The organism is Paenibacillus sp. J31R120 (genome assembly GCF_056269225.1).
The window spans coordinates 598571-616346 of the sequence record NZ_JBWDNN010000001.1 but is presented as its reverse complement, the minus strand read 5'-3'; the positions used below and the strand labels follow the sequence as shown (position 1 = coordinate 616346).

The following is a 17776-nucleotide window of genomic DNA, read 5'->3' as shown; positions in this document are numbered from 1 at the left end:
GTTATATCCTAAGCGGTTGGGCCCTGCTGCCATCCAGCCATGCCCATACTGAAATCGCCCGCTTCGGCAAAAGCTAATGGAGCAATTATGTATGGTACAAAGGACGGTGCTTTTTCTTATGTCTAATCCATCCAGTTCCCAGCTCGCCCTGCTTCGTCTTCGCCTGCAAGACGAGCATAAGGAAATTGAATCCCGATTGATGCATAACCAGCATTACGGCAAAGGCGATTCCCTTCGCGACCAGACCGGCGAATTGTCGCCTATCGATAATCATCCCGGCGACCTTGCAACCGAGCTGTACGAGCGGGAGAAGGACATCTCCCTGCTGGAGCAGGAAGAGCTTCACCTTCGCCGGATTGAGGCCGCTCTTGCCGCCATGGAAAGTGGCTGTTATGGCGTCTGTGCCGTCTGCAGCGAGCCGATTCCTTATGAAAGGCTGGATGCGGTCCCGGACACGCTATACTGTGTCAGCCACGCCCCAAGGAATATTGTCTCTGACCGGCGTCCTGTAGAGGAGATTTTCCTTCAGCCTCCATTTGGCCGGACGAGCATGGACGAGCACGAGGACGGCTACAACGGCTTCGACGGCGAAGACGCCTGGCAGATCGTCGAGTCTTGGGGCAACGCCGATTCGCCGGCGATGTCAGAGAATCGGAACGCCACCGATTACGAGCATATCGGTATTGAATCCCAAGAAAACGACGGCTACGTGGAATCGCTCGAAAGCTTTCTCGCAACCGACATTACTGGCCGTTATGTAACAGTTATCCGCAATCGCGAATATGAGCATTACATGCAGGGCGAGGAAGGCGATCACATGCTGGAGGACGAGGACGATCAGGCGTAGCGCCTAATAGCCCTTCCCTTCCAGCTGAATCTGTACAATCCGTACGATATCTGCAATATAATCCCCGATAATGGGAAGATTGAGCGCTCCGAGGATTTGCAGCACATACAGAATTGTTGCGGCAAAAAACGTGAACCCGATTGCGATGCCGACGCCTCTTGCTACACCTGACAACAGATTGCGCCAGATGAGCGAGATGGGACGATTCAGCAGATCAACATATTCCGCAATATGGGTTCTCTCCATCTCCGAGGCAATATGCTGCATTCGCTTATCAAGAGCGGTCAGCGATTTTTGAAGCATGGTTAAGTCACTCGCTTCTTGCTCTGGGAGCGGATGTTTCCCTTGATGTCTTCTCTTCGCCATACCCATCACCTCCGGTTCAAAGCAGAGAAGCCCGCTCCGCCAGCATGGCGGGCAAGCGGGCTTCATCCTGTAAGCTTAGCGCTTTAGCCGTCTTAACCTTCTCTTGCGGAACAAGCATAACCGCCTTCGCGATTTATGAACTTTGCAATTGTTCCCTTACTATTTCCCTAACCTTTGATGAAAATGCCTACTTCCTTCTCGCCCAGCTTTACTCTTTCCATACCCTCTAAAGCTTCGAACGAAACGGATTGCAGCAGCACGTTGTCATGGAGAACATCCGAGAACGCTTCAAGCGCAGCCTTCAGCTCGCTGTCTACGTCCAGCGCCAGGTCGACGCGCTTCTCGATCGGCAGATCCTGCTTCTTGCGCGTATCTTGCACAGCGCGTATCACTTCACGCACCCAGCCTTCTTGCTCCAGCTCAGGCGTGATGTCCGTATTCAGCGCTACCGTCATGCCGCCGCCGGACGCGGATGCGAAGCCGGACTTCGCTTGCTTCTCGACAAGCAGCTCATCCAGAGCGATCGACAACGCCTCTCCATCAGCCGTCGTAAAGCCGAAGCTGCCTCCGGTTACGACTTCGCGAGCTTCGTCAGCTGACAGTGCTTTCAGCGCGCCTTGGATCGGGCCGACATGCTTGCCGTATTTTTTGCCCGCAACCTTCAGATTCAGCTTGAGGTTGAAGTCAACAAAGCCGCTGTCGGAATGCTGAACGACAATGCTCTTCACATTGATTTCGTCCTTGATGATTTCTTCGTAATCCGAGATCGGGAATTCACCGTCCAGCGATACGATCAATTCGGACAATGGCTGACGCGTCTTGATCGACGTCTCGTTGCGTACGTTGCGCGCCAGCTCGACGATACCCTTTGTGCTTTCCATATCGCGCTCAAGCGTATCGTCGATAACCGCTTCATCTGCGACCGGGAAGTCAGCCAGATGAACGCTGCCTTCGCCTCCCAGATTGCCGTATACGTCATCCGCAAGGAGCGGCGCATATGGCGCGATTAGACGGGATAGGGTCAGAAGCACGTGGCGAAGCGTCTGGTATGCCGCCACCTTGTCTTCCGTCAGTCCGCTGCCCCAGAACCGGTCGCGGGAGCGGCGGATATACCAGTTGCTCATCTCGTCGACGAACTGCTCGATCGACTTGGCAGGGTTCAGGAAGTCGTTTACTTCAAGGCCTTTCGTAACCGTCTTGATCAAGCTGTTCAGACGCGATACGATCCAGCGGTCCAGCTTATTGCCGGATACCTTCTCAGCATGCTCCTCCGGCTTGTAGCCGTCGATGGAAGCATACAGCGCGAAGAACGCGTGCGTATTAACGATTGTGTCAATTACCTTCGACTTGGCTTCGCCTACGATGCCTCTGGAGAAGCGCTTGCTGTTCCATGGCGCGCTGTCTGAGAGAAGCGCCCAGCGGAAGGCGTCCGTGCCGTATTCGTTGATGATCTCCCAAGGATCGATAACATTGCCCTTCGACTTGGACATCTTCTGTCCGTTCTCATCGAGAATGTGGCCGGTCGAGATAACCGCTTTGTACGGCGCTTTGCCGTTGTAAAGTGTCGATACCGCCAGCAAGCTGAAGAACCAGCCGCGCGTCTGGTCGATGCCTTCGCAGATCATATCTGCCGGGTACTGATCCTGGAACTTCGTCTCGTCGCCGAACGGATAGTGCTGCTGAGCGAATGGCATGGAGCCGCTGTCGAACCATACGTCGATCACTTCCGGCGTACGTCTCATGACTGCACTCTCAGCGTACGGCGATTTCAGTATAATATCGTCCACATAAGGTTTGTGAAGCTCGATATCTTCCGGCACATCGCCTACCGCGCGGGCGCGGAGATCCGCAATGCTCTCCGGCGCGTATTCCTTGCCGGTCGCTTCGCATACCCATACGTTAAGCGGGGTACCCCAATAGCGATTGCGGCTGATATTCCAATCAACCAGATCCTCCAGGAACTTGCCGAAGCGTCCTTCGCGGATATGGCCTGGATACCAGTCAACGCCATTATTGTTGGCGATCAGTTGATCCTTAACTGCTGTCGTCTCAATGAACCAGCTTTCTGTCGCGTAATAGAGCAGCGGTGATTTGCAGCGCCAGCAGAAGGGGTAGCTATGCTCATAGCGCTCTTTGGAATAGAGCAGCCCCTTCTCGCTCAGCATCTTCACGATATCAACGTCGCAATCCTTCACAAAGCGTCCCGCAAGATCCGTCACTTCATCGACATAACGGCCGGCATTGTTTACGACGCTTAGCATGCTGATGCCGTTCGCGCGTGCAACCTTGTAGTCGTCTTCGCCATGAGCAGGCGCGATGTGAACAATACCCGTGCCGCTTGTGTCGCTGACGAAATCGCCCGTAATGACGATATGGCCCTTCTCGATCGGCACATAACGGAATGGCGGCTCATATGCTTTGCCAGCCAGTTCGGCGCCCTTCAGTGTGGACAATACCTCGTAGTTTTCCTTCAGCACGCTCTCCGCAAGTGCTTCCGCTACGATGTACACCTCGCCGTCCTTCGATGCGCGGACATAATTCAGCTCCGGATTAACCGCCAGCGCTACGTTCGCTGGAAGCGTCCAAGGCGTCGTCGTCCAGGCAAGCACATAGTCGCCGGAATCGATTAGCTTGAACTTGGCCGTTGCGCTCAGATCCTTCACATCCTCGTAGCCTTGCGCCACTTCATGGGAGCTTAGTGTCGTCTGGCAGCAAGGGCAATACGGGCTGACGCGGTGACCGCGATAGAGCAGGCCTTTCTTGTGAATCGTTGAGAGAATATGCCATACGCTCTCGATATATTCATTCTTCAGCGTAATATACGGATTGTCGAGATCGGTCCAGTACGCGATCCCTTCCGTCAATTCCCGCCATTGCTTCTCATATTCGAATACGCTGTCCTTACATTTCTTTACGAAAGCTTCCACACCGTAATTCTCGATCTCCTGCTTGCCGGAGATACCCAGTTGCTTCTCCACGCCAAGCTCAACCGGAAGGCCGTGTGTATCCCAGCCCGCTTTGCGGACGACGCGGTAGCCCGCCATCGTCTTGTAGCGGCAGATAAAGTCCTTGATGACGCGTCCCAGTACGTGGCCGATATGAGGCGCGCCGTTCGCTGTTGGCGGTCCTTCGTAGAAGACAAAGTTAGGTTTGCCCTCCCGATTTTGAATCGATTGCTTGAACGTATCATTGTCTTTCCATTGCTGCAGCACTCGCAGCTCGCGGCTGCGCGCGCGTTCCTTCACGTCTACGCGTTGCATGTGTCATAACCCCTTTCATGTCTTGAAAATAAATAAAGCCCCGTCCCCTGTAGAAGGGACGAGGCTTGTCTCGCGTTACCACCCTTGTTCCGCTGAACCTCTTCATGAAGAAGAGCTTGGCAGCGTCCCCATAGAGACGATGCGATCTGCGGCACTTAGCAGCGAATCTGGCTGATTCGCGGTCCCTGTAACGGAGGACGGCCCGTCGACGCTTAATGCCGCTTGAACAGCGGGTTAGGCGCCTCTTCTCGGAGATGATATTCCGTAATGGCTCACACGCCGGACTTGCAGCAATCATCCGGCTCTCTGGGGAATGAACGCATAACGTACTTGTTCTCGTCATGGAAGTTCGATTGATTGTAGTAGTTTAGTTATAGCTTAAATCGGCGGTTCTTGTCAAACGGGCTTTCACCCATTCCTCCTTAACCGCGCAGGAGCTCGCGCTCCGGGTCGCGCGCCGAATTCGACGAATCCAACGTATCCCATCCATCTTGCTTCAGCAGATCAAGCTGCGCTTCGACAAGCGTGCGGAAGCGAGCACGGTAGATCGAGGCTTGCTTCTTCAGCTCTTCGACCTCCAGCGAAACTTTGCGCGACTTGTTCAGCGAGTCGTTCACGATGCGGTCGGCGTTTTTCTCCGCTTCCTTGATAATCAGCTGCGCTTCTTTCTTGGCATTGTTGCGCACTTCATCTGCCGCTTCTTGCGCGACGATAATCGTCTTGCTCAGCGTCTCTTCGATATTGGAGAAGTGATTCAGTCTCTCCTGCAGCGCCAACATCTGATTTTGGATTTCTTTGTTTTCACGAATGAGCGACTCATAGTCTTTGATGACTTGGTCCAGGAACTCATTCACTTCATCCTCGTCGTAGCCGCGCAGACGGCGCGAAAACTCCTTGTTATGTATGTCCAATGGCGTAAGCGGCATTGGCGCACCTCCCTATTCCTGTTATGGTTCCCCACGCAACCGGCGGCAGCCATCGCACGTTCACCACCCGTTACATTCCGATGAGAAGAGATTCGACAGTCCCTCGCCTTTTCCTGCATCCGGTCAAATAAATTTGCCGATCTTTACACGAATTCTGCCCTTTTTTGTCACGCCGTCGACTTCAAGCACCTTAAATCGACCAAGACCCTTAAAAGATACGGTATCGCCTTCCTTCAGCGGCTCCGACGGATTCTCCTCCGTCTTCCAGTTCACCCGGCAGCGGCCCGCCCGAATCGGGTCCACAATCTTCGAGCGGCTAATGCGGTACACATCGCTGGCGATGCCGTCCAGCCGCATAGAAGCAACCGTGAAGCTCATCTCCTCCAGCTTCGATACGATCGGCTTCAGCCCTTCAAGGGGCAGAATATCCGTCAGCACGTTTAATCGGTGCACTTGACGGAGGTGTATATTTAAATAATCGGCTATCTCATCCGTAACCATAATATGCGCGAACGTCTCATGAACATGAATATCTCCAATCCGGTCGCGTTTAATGCCCAGGCCAAGCAAAGCGCCCAAGAAGTCGCCATGATCCAGTTCAAGATGGGTTGCTCCGGCCGCTCTCGCTTCAAGAACGGCAATATGCATCGGCTCGTTGTCTACGTCGCGGTAATCTGGCGCGATCAGCGCACGCTTGCGCTCTGCATTCGCATGACCGCCATCCAGCCGCAGAAGCACATCAGGATTGCGGTTAGCCAGCATTTCCACAATCTGCGCTTGTCTCGGGTCCAAAAAATCGGTCCGCTTCAGCTCATGCTGCATGGCGGACCGATCTATCCATTCCAGTACCCGATCGACAAACGGCTTCTCTTCGGGGTGAAAATGATTATAAATTGCTGTTTTCATGTCGCTGTCCTCTACAGAAGCAGGAATTCAAGCACAGACTGCAAGCCGATCACAATGAAACGCAGCGCAAAGATTGCGACGATCGGGGACAAGTCGAGCACGCCGCCGATAGGCGGAATAAATCTTCTGAAGATGCCGATATACGGTTCGACAATCCGTCCGAGCAATTGCCCGATAAAGCTCTCCCGAGCGTTAGGGAACCAGGATAACAGAACATATCCGATAATCAGATAGCTGTAGATGGTGCCTGCCGTACCAATAAGCCCTAAAATATACAATTCCAATCCAAGGTCACCTCATTTTGTTGTAATCGATCTCCTCTGCCAGCATTTCCGTTATGGCACCTTGAATTTCAACCGTGTCCGGTGTGCACAGAAATATATTAGGACCGAGCTTGGAGATGCTGCCGCTTAAAGCGTACACTGTACCGCTTAAGAAATCAACAATGCGTAGGGCAAGGTCACTTCTGACCCGCTGCAGGTTGACGATGACTGCGCGGCGGGAACGCAGATGATCCGCGATTTCCTGCGCTTCGTCATAGGAACGAGGCTCGCTGAGCACGACCCGAACGTTCTTCTGCGAGTGGATGCTGACGACATTATTGCCGCTGCCTGTACCGCTTCCGGTACCGCTGCCCGTAATTCCGCTATTGTTCCTTAAGTTTCTACGTGTCTCGAACGGCGAGGTTTCAGACTCTTGCTCATCCGATTGCGTGACACGCTCCCGCTCGACTACTTCTTCCTCTTCCTGCAGTCCAAAAAAGTTCATAAACCGGTTCATGACGCTCATTCCTCATTCCTCCTCTTTCCCGACTAATGTTGTGCCAAGCCGAACCCATGTCGCGCCTTCTTCAATGGCAACCTCAAAATCATTAGACATACCCATCGAGAGATGAATCAGATCTTGCGCATGAGCCGAAGAGGCCCTAATCTCATCCCTTAATTGACGCAGCGCCCGGAATACCGGTCTCGTCTCCTCCGGCTCCAGTTCGTACGGCGCCATCGTCATCAGCCCGATCGGCCTAACCCCCGGATAACTCGCAAGCTTGTCCAGAAAAGCAGGCAGCTCCTCCGGCTGGAGTCCGTGCTTGGATTCCTCGCCCGACACATTGACTTGAATAAAGCAAGGGACGATTATACCGAGCTGCGCGGCGCGCTTATGGATCGCTTCTGCCAGCGACAGCCTGTCCAGTGAATGTATATATGTGAATTTCCCAATGACGTCCTTGACTTTATTCGTCTGCAGGGAGCCGATAAAATGCCATACCGGCGTTTCATCGTCCGATGCGTGCTCGCCGCCGCTTAGCGCCAGCCACTTCTCCTGCGCATCCTGCCAGCGGTTCTCGCCGAGATTCGACAGGCCGCTTCGGAACGCTTCCTTGGCTGTATCCAGCGACACATATTTCGTTACCGCAATAATATGAACATCTTCCGCTTGCCGGCCTGAGCGCTCGCATGCTGCGGCTACTCTCTCTTCCACCGAGCGGATTCTATCTAGCATAGACATCTTTGCTTTCACCTTTCCCGAATGCCAATCCAGCTGGCCATTCGTCCCGTTTTGCCGCCTTCCACCCGATGAGAGTAGAACAAATCAGTCCGACAGCCGGTGCACCAAGTAGTTAATTCGATACGACTCGGCAAAATTCCTGCTTTTATCATAATCTGTCGGTTTAAATCTTTCAAGTTTAGAGAAGCTTTTCCATTTCTCTTCCTCTGCATGCAGTTTTCCCGCACTTCGTCTGTGAGCTTCAATTCATCCATTACGCGGTCAACCTCCGTGATCACGAGCCCGTCTACCTCATAGCAGCAATGCCCGATGGAAGGTCCGATAGCGGCAAACATTTGATTCGGGCGAACCCCGTATGCGCTCTCCATAGCCTCTGCGGTACGCGCCGCAATCCCTTCTACGGTGCCTCTCCAACCAGCATGAGCAAGAGCTACTGCGCCTGCCTCAGGCGCATAGAAATAAAGTGGCACGCAATCCGCATAAAAGGAAGTCAGCAGCACGCCTGGCACATCCGTCATCAGCGCATCGCATCCTGTGATCGTATCGTCCATGCTTTCTCTGCCTTTGCCCCGCTCCGCCAGCGTCACTTGCGCGACACGGCTGCCATGAACCTGTTCGGCACAGGTCCACGCCTCGAACGGCCATCCCAGCGCTTCTGTCACGCGCTTCCGATTCTCGATAACAGCCTCTTCATCGTCTCCGACATGAAGTCCTATATTAAGGCCAGTCCATGGATTTCCGCTGACGCCGCCGCCCCTGCCCGTAAAGCCTGCAGTCAGCCTTTCGTCAACTCTCATCCATTCCGGCAACAAAAAAAGCGAAGGCTCCTTCGCTGTATCTTCCCTCTTGCTTTGTACAAACGGTTCCATTCTCTCACCCCATGAGTTGGACATAAACAGCTCCCCTTCTGGGCAAGCCGCCTATGTCCAGTTTACCGCCTCACGCGCGGACGTGCAAATCATCTTCATCAGACCGCAGCGCCTTCGCTTCATCCATGCGGACCAGAACGACATCCGCTCCGATCTTGACAATATTGCGCCACGGAATGACCATCTCGGTGCCATTGCTCCCGAACAAGCCGAATACTTTCGTATACTGCGGCACGACAATGGAATCAATGCGGCCCTGACGCAAATCCAGCTCCAGATCGCTAATGTGTCCCAGTTTTTTTCCGTCTACGATGTTAATGACGTCCTTGGACTGAAAATCGGAAATTTTCATTTTGGATCACCACATTTCCTGCGAATTAATCAAACGCAGCTTCTTGTATCAGTATATGATTCATTCGCCCAATATGTCCCCTTCACAAAAAAAGGAAGACATGATACCTTTATTGTACGATATCGTACAATAAGGAGGATTGATTCCGTCTATGCCCAAAAAAATCGCAACCGAAGAGGACTGGATTCAGCTTGGCTTTGCTCAATTTGCGGAAGGAGGCGAGGGGGCGCTTGTCATTGAACGTCTGGCAAGATCGCTTGGTACGAGCAAGACCAGCTTTTACTGGTATTTCAAAGACCGGGCTTCGTTCCTGCGCCGAATCATCGATGAATGGCGGCAGAGGAGCACCGCCTCGCTTATCGCGGATTCCTCGCTTGATGGCCTCTCCGCGCAGGAAGCCGTTTTGATTGTTTTGCAAGGCATGTTCGCCACCAACCAAAGCCGGGATTTTCTCTATCATTTGCGCAGGCTGGGGCGTTCAACACCCTATTATGCCGAGCAGCTGGCACAGATTGAAACAGCCAGACTGTCCCATATGTCAGCACTCCTCGCCGCGATGGGCCATTCACCGGAAATCGCGGGACATAAAGCCGAGCTCCTCTACAGCTATTACTTGGGCTGGCATGAGCGCCAGCATGGAAGAGAACAGCATGCTGCTGAATCAGAGGCAGCCATCGCATTGATATGGCCTTATCTGGAACGGAAGGGAAGCGAATGCTGATGATTTCTATATTAAGCTGGAGCCTTGCCGGCATCTTCACCCTGCTCGGCGGACTTCATTTGTACTGGCTCCTTGGAGGCAGAAAGGGAATTCATGCGGCCATCCCCACCGTAGCCGAACATGACAAACCATTGTTCGTACCCGGGAAATTTGCGACTACTGCCGTTATGCTGCTGCTCTGGCTCGCCGCATTCTGGATGCTTTTGCTGGGGCAAGAGTGGCCGTCTCTATTGCCGTCATGGTTTGTGTCTACAGGCGGCTATGCAATTAGCGCCGTTTTTCTTATTCGGAGCATAGGAGACTTACGCTACATCGGCTTCTTCAAAACGCATTGCAGCAGCCCCTTCGCGCGAATGGACAGCCGTTATTATTCTCCGCTTTGTCTGGCCCTCGGAGCGTCGACCCTATTTCTGCTCTTGAATTAACAGCAAAGACGGCAGTGCCGAGTTGGCGCTGCCGTCTTTGAAACCTGTCCTTCAAGTTTTAACATGCTTTTGCATTTGCTGAATCGCCGACTTCTCCAGCCGCGACACCTGGGCCTGCGAAATGCCGATCTCATCGGCTACTTCCATTTGGGTTTTGCCTTCGAAAAAGCGCATCGACAGAATCATCTTCTCCCTGTCGTTCAGCTTGTGCATCGCTTCGCGAAGGGCAATCTCCTCAATCCACGACACATCCTTATTGCGATCGTCGCTAATTTGATCCATGACATAGATGGGATCTCCCCCGTCATGATAGATCGGCTCGAATAACGAGACCGGGTCTTGAATCGCATCAAGTGCGAATACGACATCTTCCTTCGGCACGTTCAGCGCCTCCGAAATTTCGAAGATCGTCGGTTCCCTGGAATTTTTGTTCGTCAGGCTGTCGCGAACTTGCAAGGCCTTATAGGCGATATCTCTGAGGCTCCGGGATACCCTGATCGGGTTGTTGTCGCGCAGATAACGCCTTATTTCCCCGATAATCATAGGCACGGCATAGGTGGAAAATTTAACGTTTTGACTAAGGTCGAAATTATCGATCGCCTTCATAAGTCCGATGCAGCCCACCTGGAACAGGTCGTCTACAAACTCTCCCCTATTGTTGAACCGCTGGATGACGCTCAGAACGAGCCGCAAATTGCCGTTCACCAATTTCTCTCTTGCTGCCCATTCACCCCGGGCTTGCAACGCCGTAAACAGCTCCCTCATTTCGACGTTGGTTAATACAGGCAGTTTCGCGGTATCCACACCACAGATCTCGACTTTATTTCGGGTCAACGTGATTACCTCCCAAGGAGAAACATTAATGTTCATTATCTCCCCGGACCCTCTTTTTATTCCTATTCTGACATCCTTCGACAAATGCAAAAGGGGCGCTATGCGCCCCGTCCGTTATACCATCTTATTAAATTCCTTGCGCAGCCGCTTAATAATCCGCTTCTCCAGCCTGGAAATATAAGATTGCGAGATGCCCAGCATATCGGCGACATCCTTCTGCGTCTTTTCTTCCCCGTCGGCCAGACCGAAGCGCAGCTCCATAATGATCCGCTCGCGCTCCGACAGCTTGTCGAGCGCCTTGTGAAGCAGCTTGCGGTCCACCTGCTCCTCGATATTCCGGTAGATCGTATCGTTTTCCGTTCCAAGCACATCCGAGAGGAGAAGCTCGTTGCCGTCCCAATCGATATTCAGCGGCTCGTCGAACGATACCTCCGTTCTTGTCTTGCTGTTGCGGCGCAGGTACATCAGGATTTCGTTTTCGATACAGCGGGATGCATAGGTAGCGAGCTTGATTTTTTTCTCCGGGTCGAAGGTATTGACTGCCTTGATCAATCCGATTGCGCCGATCGAAACCAGGTCCTCAATGTGTATTCCCGTGTTCTCAAATTTTCTAGCTATATAGACTACGAGCCGCAGATTGCGCTCGATGAGCATCGCCCGTATCGCCGAGTCTCCGGAAGGCAGCTTCTCCAGCAGATATTCCTCTTCCTCTCGCGTCAGGGGAGGAGGCAACGCTTCGCTGCCGCCGATATAATAAAGTTCTTCGCTCTTTAGTCCGAATAAAAATAAAATACGATAATAATATAATTGCAGTATCAGTTTATACTTGACGAGCATGTGGCCCATCCCTCCCCGATGTAGTGTGCATATAAAACTTACGTTTGTACCATAGCCGGATGGATAATCGCTTGATAAGCCCCATCTGCCGCAAGCTTGCCGCCATCGAATCCAATCAACACCCTGCTTGTTTCAAATACTTGTCCTTCGCGTGCCACTTCCACCGAATCGGGCTTTAAGGCGAGCATAAATTGCGAGCCTCTATTGACTCCCCGATACGGTACCAGCCGCAGCCTGTCTTGCCACTCGAACGATGAATCCGCATCCATGCCCGCAATCAGCCGGTCAACCCCGCCTTCCCTTACGCTCTTAATCCATGATTCCGGCAGCGCTCCTTCCCAGCGGGAGACCTCCATGACCATAACAGGGGTGCGTGTGAGCGGATCATACAGCTGATTGCCCGTATCAATCAAACCTGTGCAAGCATATGTCTTGTCCCCTATTGTAACCTTGACCTCGGCCATATGATTGCGCACAAGCTCGCGCTCCCGCCGCCCGATCATGACTGCCCGGTATACATACAGCCCTATCGCAAATGCAGCAGCCAAATAAAAGATGGACAGCTTAATCTCGGCTTGTATGCTGCCCCCGGCGATTGTAAGCGTCTTCCACATCGCGCCTGACCCTTGCATGAACAAATAATACAACCCGAGCACTGCTCCAGCTGCAACAAAATTAACGGAATAGAAAGCTGCAATGTTCCGCATATAATGCTGCAACGACGAGAATCCGAACGCAATCCATACCATAACTAAGGAGAATAGGACCTTGACAACGAGCGTAAACAGGAATGATAGCTGGGGGTACAGCATAAGTACAACATAACAGGCTCCAAAAGCCGATGCACCTAATATGCGCCACGGTTTTGGCTTCGTATGGCGTACCCAGGCCGTGGTCAGCAATACAGCGCCGTCTACCAGCAGCTCACGCAAAAACAGAATATCCACATATACCGTCATGCCATTCCTCCTCCTCCCTTTTCTGCCGAATGCTCACATAGATTCGGTTTGGGGAGAACGATTGAGACTAGTATATGTTAATCGTATTTCAAAGTCTGTCTATTCATGACGGGTTCACCCATCTTTTTTTGTCGACTTCGCAAATAAAAAACGAGGCCATTTTAACCGCAATATCATTCCTTAACCATTAGACTCTTCTAGAAGTGACTTCTATGAGGGGAGGGCTTCCACTATAGGGCTCACTATCCCCTCTTCTCAGGAAGCGCATTTTTCTAATGAGATGCTCTGTATATTCCCCCTAGAAGTAAGCCCCTTTACTTCAGTGAATAGCGCTAAACCATGCAATGAAAAGACGCTTTCGGCTGCCAATCACCTGTTTATTCGCTTCCATTCGACTTTCCTGTACTTTCTCCAGTCTAGTACGCAGCAAAATGATTATTTCGTTTAATTGTCCCTAACATGCTGTCGAACATCTTCCTGAGCTGATGAGAATCTGCCCTCTACAATAAGAGGACTGATGGACACAATTGTTTAATGAATATTCTCCCTTGAAACCAAGAACAGTGATTCATTAATATAGAGATAATCGAACTTTTAGAATGGAGTTAGACGATGAACGTGCAATACACCATTTCGAACATTGTTGAGAGCTTAAAACCTATCACTGGAATAAATGCTCTCGTTCTTGGCGGTTCAAGAGCCAAAGGAACTGAAAACCACAACTCCGATATTGATATTGGCATCTACTACGACTCCGAAAAAGGGCTGGACATTACCCGGCTTCGTCAGGTTGCCACAGCAATCGATGACGACCATAGAGATAACTTAGTGACAGAAATAGGTGACTGGGGGCCATGGGTGAATGGCGGGGGTTGGTTGAAGGTCAATCAGATTTCAGTTGATTTGTTGTTTCGGGATCAAAAAAAAGTGTCCCGTGTAATGGAAGAATGTATCATGGGAAGCATCACCATTGATTATCAACCGGGACATCCCCATGGATTTGTCAACTCGATTTATTTGGCTGAGATTGCATGGTGTAAAGTGTTGTGGGACCCTTCGGGAATTATAGGGGAACTTAAAAGCAGGACCATTCCATACCCCTCTGTTTTTCAAGAAGCCAACATCCAAAAATTTTTATGGGAGTCAACCTTTGCTCTCGACAATGGATATAAAGGCATATACAAAAAAGATTTATCGTATGTTGCCGGATGTCTTTTCAGGTCAGTGTCCTGCTTGAATCAGGTTTTGTTTGCAATGAACGAGACTTTTTCGATGAATGAAAAAGGGGCTGCAGCCATTGCGGATTCATTCAGCATAGTGCCAAGCCAATACTCGCAGAGAATAAATGAAATTTTCACTTTAATCACGGAGGATCATGAGAATTTGAAGAAAGCGATTTACATGATGCGTGGGCTGATTCAGGAAACGGAAGCACGGATAGTTTGAACTTTGAAATGATAGTCAACAATAAAAATGACGGTGCAGGATAAAGATTCCTGACCGTCATTTTTGTTCCTATCTATCCGAACGAGGCTGCTTGCGCAGGAACGCCGGGATTTCCAATTGATCGCTTGAGCTTCCAAGGCCGAATGGCTTCACAGAGGAAGAATTAGCATTGGACTTCGTTTCCTGCTGAGCGGGCTCTTGTGCGCCTCTGCGTGCAGGCTGCGCAGTCGCTTTGGCCTCAAATCCTGTTGCGATAACGGTAACCTTGATTTCATCCTTCATATCTTCTTCAATGATTGCGCCAAAAATCATGTTCACATCCGGGTCGGATGCGGAGATGACGATTTCTGCAGCTTCGTTCACTTCATACAGGGACAGGTTGCTGCCGCCTGTGATGTTCATGATTACGCCGCGCGCGCCGTCGATAGACGTCTCCAGAAGCGGGCTCATAATTGCTTTGCGAGCTGCTTCAGCTGCACGGTTCTCGCCTGTTGCGATACCGATGCCCATCAGAGCGGAACCGCGTTCCGTCATGATCGTTTTAACGTCGGCAAAGTCAAGATTGATCAGACCAGGTACTTGGATCAGATCGGAGATGCCTTGTACAGCTTGTCTAAGCACGTTGTCCGCTTCGCGGAATGCTTCAAGCATCGGCGTCTTCTTGTCGACGATCTCAAGCAATCGGTCATTCGGAATGACGATCAGCGTGTCGACTTTCTCCTTCAGCGCTTCAATGCCATGCTCTGCTTGAGCGGCGCGCTTGCGTCCCTCGAAGGTGAACGGACGAGTAACGACACCCACCGTCAACGCTCCGCATTCACGAGCGATCTCCGCAATGACAGGAGCAGCGCCAGTACCTGTACCGCCTCCCATACCTGCGGTAACAAATACCATGTCTGAACCTTTAAGCTGATTCATGATCAGCTCACGGGATTCCTCAGCCGCTTTGTTGCCGACATCAGGATTGGCACCCGCGCCAAGTCCTCGCGTCAGCTTATCGCCGATCTGAAGCTTGTGCTCGGATTTCGCCAGATGAAGCGCCTGCGCATCAGTGTTCACCGTAATGAATTCAACGCCTTTTACACCGTTCTCAATCATTCGGTTCACGGCATTGCTGCCGCCGCCGCCTACGCCTATTACTTTTATTTGAGCGAGCTGTTCAAGCTCCAAATCGAATTCCAACATCTCTCATTTTCCCCCAGTTCAAATAAATTCATTAAACATATTTTTAATCCGCTCGAACATACCGGGTTTAGATGAAGGTGCAGGACCCGCCTTGCGGCTTGGCGCCGATGCTTTCTTCACTGCGCCAGCGCCTCGAACGCCCATATATTTCGATACATATTGAATCATGCCCACACCACTGCTATAGGCAGAATCCTTCACTCCGATATAATCAGGCAATGCTGTACGGACTGAGCTCTCCAGCTCTAACTGGGCTAGAGCGAGCGTTCCTGGAAGAGCAACCGCACCGCCTGTCAGCACATACCCATTCACTTTATCGCCGTAACCTAAACGGCGCACCTCTTGCCGGATCAGCTGGAAAATTTCCTGCATCCGCGGCTCGATGATGCTAGCCAAGTCCCTTTGCGAAAATTCCTTTTCGACATTGCTGCCCATGCGGGTTACTTTGAACTTCACGTCTTCCGCAGCATCAGCCACGATCGCGCATCCGTACTTCAGCTTGAACTTCTCCGCCTGGTCGCTTTGCGTACGCAAGCCGTAGGCGATATCGTTCGTCACAAATTCGCCGCCGATCGGCAAAGTCGAGATGGCAGCGAGGCCGCCTTGCTCGTACACAGCGATCGTCGTTGAAGCCGCGCCAATATCGGCGAGCACGGTTCCGATCATCTTCTCGTCCTTCGTCAGCGACATGACGCCCGAAGCTAAGGACAATAAGATGACGCCCGATATGCGCAGACCAGCCTTCTCCACACAGCGCATCAAGTTATGTATGGCTGTCTTCGTGCCGGTTACAATTGTTGCTTCCACTTCAAGTCTGACGCCGATCATGCCCCGCGGATCGGATATTCCTTCCAGTCCATCCACCAAGTATTGCTTCGGCACCAGGTTGATGATTTCCCGCTCCGGCGGCAATGCTACGACTTTCGCGGCTTGCAGCACGCGTTCTATATCTTCTTCTCCGATTTCCCGATCCTCATTGGATACGGCAACAACGCCATGATTGGTCTGCAATCCAATATGATTGCCTTGTATACCGACATAAACATCGGATATCTGAATATCGACCATGCGCTCCGCGTGCTCTACAGCGTTGCGGATCGACTGCACAGTCTGATCAATATCGACGATTGCTCCCTTGCGTATACCCTCTGAGTCGGCAGATCCAACTCCAATAATATTAATGGCTCCATTGTTCATCTCGCCAATAATAGCACGAACCTTGGATGTACCGATGTCCAAACTGACGATGATGTCATTGCTGCTCAACTTGCGGCACCTCCGTTCCCAAATAATAATGAGTGCGTTTTATGTTGTGAATACGAGTAAGTCTCTCTACTTATTCAACGCTCTTAATATTTTCCCTCTTTTTTCAACAAATTTTTCATAACTTTCATGAAGCATTGTCGAAGTGTGGCTTTTATGCCGATTTAATGTTTTTGGTCAGTGCGAAAAGGAAACTGAATGGACATAGCGCCGCCGCCCGCAGCGCATGGTTATGCCTATTCTTAGAAACATCGTAAATAAAATTCTACCATTCTTTCAAGGAATTTAGTAGTCTATTTTTACTCAGAATTCACTTTTTCTGAATGAGACTCGTCTCCGTCTTCCTCAGTATGGAAAGGAACGTACGTATCGGCAAGAAGCATGGTAATTTTACCCGGCTCCTGCGTCTCGATAACGGCATTCAATGCATCAATTTTCTCCGTTAATACAGAGACGGCTGTGATGACTTCGAATTTGGTACGCGTGTACATGCGAATTCGGTCCGGATACGCCTTTGAAGGTATCGGAGATATCTCCGACAGATCCGACAGCTGCTTCGCCGGTATCAGAGCCAGCTGCTTGGTTAGCTCCAGCTTCACCGGATCAGTTGTCTCCCAGCCGGATAATACCGGCTTGTCCAGCAGCTGCAAGCCCTCTTGCTCGGCTGACACGCTTGTCCCGTTTGATAACAGCGCTGTCAAATCCCCTTGTGCGGATAATTCAAATGCAACAACCGGATATTCCTGTACCGTAATCTTCACAATTCCCGGGAAGACCTTCATTACTTTTGCATCTTCAACCTGAGGCAGCGTCTTGACGTTTGCGGATATATCAGCTGACGCGATCTGGAAGAAAGCGTCACCTACTTCGATTCTCGAGGCTCCGGCAATTTCCTCCGTAAAGGTGAAATGCGTGCCGGTAATTTGAATTTCGGATATTTTGCTAATGGATGAGTTAAAGAATAGTACCGCAAGCAGCGCGATAAACAATAGAAATAGAACGGCAAGCAGCTTTTTATTGCCTCTGCGTTTGCGCGGTGGTTCCTTCAGCACAGGCATTTGTGTGCTCATAACT

General features: G+C 51.3%; 19 protein-coding genes and 1 other annotated feature. Of the genes, 4 read left to right on the top strand and 15 right to left on the bottom strand.

Annotated features, from left to right (window positions below; translation table 11 throughout):
* Positions 1-118 precede the first annotated feature (118 nt).
* The gene (locus AC0YNW_RS02700) at positions 119-847 is read left to right on the top strand and encodes a TraR/DksA C4-type zinc finger protein (protein WP_475831256.1); all 729 of its coding nucleotides are present in this window, start codon (positions 119-121) and stop codon (positions 845-847) included.
* 3 nt (positions 848-850) lie between these two features.
* Here the strand turns inward: AC0YNW_RS02700 and AC0YNW_RS02695 are convergent, their stop codons facing one another.
* The 9 genes from AC0YNW_RS02695 to AC0YNW_RS02655 form a co-directional block, all read right to left on the bottom strand.
* Positions 851-1150: a DUF5665 domain-containing protein gene (locus AC0YNW_RS02695; protein WP_475831255.1), complete on the bottom strand. Its 300-nt coding sequence runs from the start codon at positions 1148-1150 to the stop codon at positions 851-853.
* A 230-nt stretch (positions 1151-1380) separates the two neighbouring features.
* Positions 1381-4473, bottom strand: a complete 3093-nt coding sequence (gene ileS, locus AC0YNW_RS02690) for an isoleucine--tRNA ligase (RefSeq protein WP_475830655.1) — start codon at positions 4471-4473, stop codon at positions 1381-1383.
* 51 nt (positions 4474-4524) lie between these two features.
* Positions 4525-4825: a binding site (T-box leader), on the bottom strand.
* 70 nt (positions 4826-4895) lie between these two features.
* The gene (locus AC0YNW_RS02685) at positions 4896-5399 is read right to left on the bottom strand and encodes a DivIVA domain-containing protein (RefSeq protein WP_387471900.1); all 504 of its coding nucleotides are present in this window, start codon (positions 5397-5399) and stop codon (positions 4896-4898) included.
* A gap of 123 nt (positions 5400-5522) precedes the next feature.
* Complete coding sequence (locus AC0YNW_RS02680; RefSeq protein ID WP_475830654.1) at positions 5523-6305, bottom strand: YlmH family RNA-binding protein; 783 nt, start codon at positions 6303-6305, stop codon at positions 5523-5525.
* A gap of 11 nt (positions 6306-6316) precedes the next feature.
* Positions 6317-6589, bottom strand: coding sequence for a YggT family protein (locus AC0YNW_RS02675; RefSeq protein WP_387471904.1), 273 nt, complete (start codon positions 6587-6589; stop codon positions 6317-6319).
* A 7-nt stretch (positions 6590-6596) separates the two neighbouring features.
* The gene (locus AC0YNW_RS02670) at positions 6597-7094 is read right to left on the bottom strand and encodes a cell division protein SepF (RefSeq protein WP_387471906.1); all 498 of its coding nucleotides are present in this window, start codon (positions 7092-7094) and stop codon (positions 6597-6599) included.
* A gap of 3 nt (positions 7095-7097) precedes the next feature.
* Positions 7098-7811 (bottom strand): YggS family pyridoxal phosphate-dependent enzyme, encoded by a 714-nt coding sequence (locus tag AC0YNW_RS02665; protein ID WP_387471908.1) that lies wholly within the window; start codon positions 7809-7811, stop codon positions 7098-7100.
* Between the two features lie 8 nt (positions 7812-7819).
* Complete coding sequence (gene pgeF, locus AC0YNW_RS02660) at positions 7820-8704, bottom strand: peptidoglycan editing factor PgeF (protein WP_475830653.1); 885 nt, start codon at positions 8702-8704, stop codon at positions 7820-7822.
* 46 nt (positions 8705-8750) lie between these two features.
* Complete coding sequence (locus AC0YNW_RS02655) at positions 8751-9032, bottom strand: YlmC/YmxH family sporulation protein (RefSeq protein ID WP_116043074.1); 282 nt, start codon at positions 9030-9032, stop codon at positions 8751-8753.
* Between the two features lie 151 nt (positions 9033-9183).
* Between AC0YNW_RS02655 and AC0YNW_RS02650 the strand changes: the two genes are divergently transcribed.
* Together AC0YNW_RS02650 and AC0YNW_RS02645 are read left to right on the top strand one after the other, a co-directional pair.
* Positions 9184-9753, top strand: coding sequence for a TetR/AcrR family transcriptional regulator (locus AC0YNW_RS02650; protein ID WP_475830652.1), 570 nt, complete (start codon positions 9184-9186; stop codon positions 9751-9753).
* Entirely contained in the window at positions 9753-10178 is a 426-nt protein-coding gene (locus tag AC0YNW_RS02645) for a DUF3995 domain-containing protein (protein ID WP_475830651.1), read from the top strand. The genes AC0YNW_RS02650 and AC0YNW_RS02645 overlap by 1 nt, the downstream gene beginning before the upstream one ends.
* A 51-nt stretch (positions 10179-10229) precedes the next feature.
* Here AC0YNW_RS02645 and sigG read toward each other — a convergent pair whose 3' ends face one another.
* The 3 genes from sigG to spoIIGA all read right to left on the bottom strand — a co-directional run bounded on the left by sigG (position 10230) and on the right by spoIIGA (position 12808).
* Positions 10230-11012 carry an RNA polymerase sporulation sigma factor SigG gene (sigG, locus tag AC0YNW_RS02640; RefSeq protein ID WP_116045726.1) on the bottom strand — a complete coding sequence of 261 codons (783 nt, stop codon included), beginning with the start codon at positions 11010-11012 and terminating at the stop codon, positions 10230-10232.
* A gap of 114 nt (positions 11013-11126) precedes the next feature.
* Positions 11127-11849: an RNA polymerase sporulation sigma factor SigE gene (gene sigE, locus AC0YNW_RS02635; RefSeq protein WP_120107319.1), complete on the bottom strand. Its 723-nt coding sequence runs from the start codon at positions 11847-11849 to the stop codon at positions 11127-11129.
* A 38-nt stretch (positions 11850-11887) separates the two neighbouring features.
* Positions 11888-12808 (bottom strand): sigma-E processing peptidase SpoIIGA, encoded by a 921-nt coding sequence (gene spoIIGA / locus AC0YNW_RS02630; protein ID WP_475830650.1) that lies wholly within the window; start codon positions 12806-12808, stop codon positions 11888-11890.
* Between the two features lie 612 nt (positions 12809-13420).
* Between spoIIGA and AC0YNW_RS02625 the strand changes: the two genes are divergently transcribed.
* Complete coding sequence (locus tag AC0YNW_RS02625) at positions 13421-14254, top strand: nucleotidyltransferase domain-containing protein (RefSeq protein ID WP_475830649.1); 834 nt, start codon at positions 13421-13423, stop codon at positions 14252-14254.
* A gap of 69 nt (positions 14255-14323) precedes the next feature.
* On the opposite strand, the gene ftsZ is transcribed toward AC0YNW_RS02625, so the two are convergent.
* From ftsZ to AC0YNW_RS02610, 3 genes are all read right to left on the bottom strand, one after another.
* Positions 14324-15439, bottom strand: coding sequence for a cell division protein FtsZ (gene ftsZ, locus AC0YNW_RS02620; protein WP_475830648.1), 1116 nt, complete (start codon positions 15437-15439; stop codon positions 14324-14326).
* Between the two features lie 18 nt (positions 15440-15457).
* Positions 15458-16705, bottom strand: a complete 1248-nt coding sequence (gene ftsA, locus AC0YNW_RS02615) for a cell division protein FtsA (RefSeq protein ID WP_387471926.1) — start codon at positions 16703-16705, stop codon at positions 15458-15460.
* 296 nt (positions 16706-17001) lie between these two features.
* Positions 17002-17772, bottom strand: coding sequence for a cell division protein FtsQ/DivIB (locus AC0YNW_RS02610; RefSeq protein ID WP_475830647.1), 771 nt, complete (start codon positions 17770-17772; stop codon positions 17002-17004).
* Positions 17773-17776 lie beyond the last annotated feature (4 nt).